This window comes from Streptomyces scabichelini (genome assembly GCF_011045015.1).
GTDB lineage: Bacteria > Actinomycetota > Actinomycetes > Streptomycetales > Streptomycetaceae > Streptomyces > Streptomyces scabichelini.
Genome location: NZ_JAAKZY010000441.1, coordinates 1 through 2,304, shown reverse-complemented (window position 1 = coordinate 2,304; position 2,304 = coordinate 1). Strand labels below are relative to the sequence as shown.

At 72.0% G+C, this 2,304-nt stretch carries 3 protein-coding genes; all 3 read left to right on the top strand.

Annotated elements, in window-relative coordinates:
• Nucleotides 1-426, top strand: a 426-nt coding sequence (locus tag G5C60_RS50465; protein WP_206441014.1) for a circularly permuted type 2 ATP-grasp protein, incomplete at its 5' end; no start/stop codon positions are given.
• Nucleotides 427-518: 92 nt separating this feature from the next.
• Nucleotides 519-1,451, top strand: coding sequence for an alpha-E domain-containing protein (locus G5C60_RS50460; RefSeq protein WP_165271015.1), 933 nt, complete (start codon nucleotides 519-521; stop codon nucleotides 1,449-1,451).
• Between the two features lie 7 nt (nucleotides 1,452-1,458).
• The gene (locus tag G5C60_RS50455) at nucleotides 1,459-2,301 is read left to right on the top strand and encodes a transglutaminase family protein (RefSeq protein ID WP_165271013.1); all 843 of its coding nucleotides are present in this window, start codon (nucleotides 1,459-1,461) and stop codon (nucleotides 2,299-2,301) included.
• Nucleotides 2,302-2,304: the final 3 nt, after the last annotated feature.

The window sequence follows — 2,304 nt, the reverse complement described above, 5'->3', positions numbered from 1 at the left end:
GCGGGCGGGCAGGGCATCGTGATCGGTCCGCACGCGGACAAGGCCACGCTGGATCGCGTACGCAAAGAGGTCATCGCCGATCCGCGCGGCTGGATCGCGCAACGGCCCGTCGCCCTGTCCACGTCCCCCACCCTCGCGGGCGACCGGATGGCCCCCCGCCACATCGACCTGCGGCCGTTCGCCGTGAACGACGGCAGCGATGTGTGGGTGCTGCCGGGCGGGCTCACCCGGGTCGCGCTCCAGGAGGGCAACCTCATCGTCAACTCCAGCCAGGGCGGCGGCTCCAAGGACACCTGGGTGCTCGCCGAGGGTCCGAAGGGCGGACCGCTCCCTGAGGAGCCCACAGCCGTACCGGACGTCGTCCCGCGCCAGCTCGGCCCCGACGGGGAGCGCCTCGTCGCGCAGGAAGGGGCACAGCAGCAGTGACGACCACGCACCAGACGCCGCACCACACGCCGCACCGGACACCCCCGGACGGAGCCCCGGCCGGGGCGAACACTGATCGAGGAGGTACGGCCGTGAACGACGTGATCCTCTCCCGCATCGCCGAAGCACTGACCTGGACGGGCCGGTACGTCGAGCGCGCGGACGCCACCGGCCGCATCCTCGACGCGTATCTGCACCGGCTCCTTGAAGACCCCTGGCGGGACGAGGACGTGGCCTGCCGCTCGCTGTACGCGATCCTCGGCGTCGACGCGGGCGACGAACGCGTCGACATGCAGCAGGTACTTGACCAGCTGGCCTTCGACGCACGCTCGACCTGCTCCATCGAGGGCGCGCTCGGTGCCGCCCGCCTGAACGCGAGGAGCGCCCGCGAGGCGGTGTCGTCGGAGATGTGGGAGTGCCTCAACTCCACCTGGCACGCCCTCGCCGACCAGCGCATGGCGGCCCGCCGCACGGGCCCGTACGCCTATCTCGAACTCGTACGCCGCCGGGCCGCCCTCTTCTTCGGCCTCGCCGACTCGACGATGAGCCGCGACGACAGCTGGCGGTTCGTGGTCCTCGGCCGGAGCCTGGAGCGGGTGGACATGACCGTACGGCTGCTTTCCGTACGAGTCCTCGACGCGGCCCATGCTCCCGACTGGCCGACGCTGCTCAGCGCGAGCGGGGCCGACGAGGCGTACGCGCGCGTGTACGGCGGCTTCGGGGACACGGCGCGGGTGGCCCAGTTCCTCATCATGGACCGGGAGTTCCCGCGCTCGGTGCTGCACGCGCTGACCACGGCGGAGGAGTGCCTGGCGGCGCTCGGGCGCCAGCGCCAGGACCCGGCGCGCCGCCCGATAGGGAGGATGCGTACGCGCCTGGAGTATCAGGACTCCGGCGCCCTGGAGGACGTACTCCCCTCTCTGCTCCGGGAGTTGCAGACGTCCTGCATGACCTCCGCCGAGGCGGTCGCGGAGCAGTTCTTCCCGTACCAGGGGCCCGTCGAGTGGGCCCAGGAAGGAGCGTGAGCACGCCATGACGCGCCGACTCCGCATCCGGCACACCACGAAGGTGTCGTACGCACAGGCCGCGGTCTCCTCCCACAACGAGGTCCGCATGACACCGCTGACGCTCCCGAGCCAGACCACGCTGGACGCCCGCGTCCTCGTGAACCCCTCCACCCCGACCTGGTCGTACTGGGACTACTGGGGCACCCAGGTCACCGGCTTCGACCTGATGGAACCGCACGCGGACCTGACGATCACAGCGGTGAGCCTGGTGGAGACGGCTCCGCCGGGCGGGCTTCCGACGGCCCCGACCTGGGCGGAAGTGGCGGAGCGGGTCGCGAACTCCCGCCTGCTGGAGTACGCGGCACCGACCTCGCGTACGGCCATGCCCGACTCACTCGTCGAACGGGCCCGCGAGGCCGCGTCCGGCCTGGACCCGCACGAGACGGCGGTGGCGGTCTCGTCCCTGGTCGCCGACCACGTGTCGTACATCCCCGGCTCCACCGGCGTGAACACCGCCGCCGCCGAGGCCTGGGAGCAGGGCGCGGGCGTCTGCCAGGACATCGCCCACCTGACGGCGGGCCTGCTGCGTGCCCTCGGCCTGCCCACCCGCTATGTCTCCGGCTACCTCCACCCCGAACGCGACGCGGAACTCCACCGCCCCGTCGAAGGCCAGAGCCACGCCTGGGTCGAGTACTGGGCGGGCGACTGGACCGGCTACGACCCCACCAACCGCGTCCGCGCCGACGACTCCCACGTGGTCGTGGGCCGGGGCCGCGACTACGACGACGTGACGCCGCACAAAGGGGTGTACCGGGGAGTGGCGGGAGGGCCACCGGAGGTGACGGTCGAGTTCACGCGGGTGGCGTGACAG

Bases quoted from the DNA above. Each gene is read 5' to 3' on its own strand.
- G5C60_RS50455 (WP_165271013.1), top strand. From the start codon at position 1,459: ATGACGCGCCGACTCCGCATCCGGCACACCACGAAGGTGTCGTACGCA.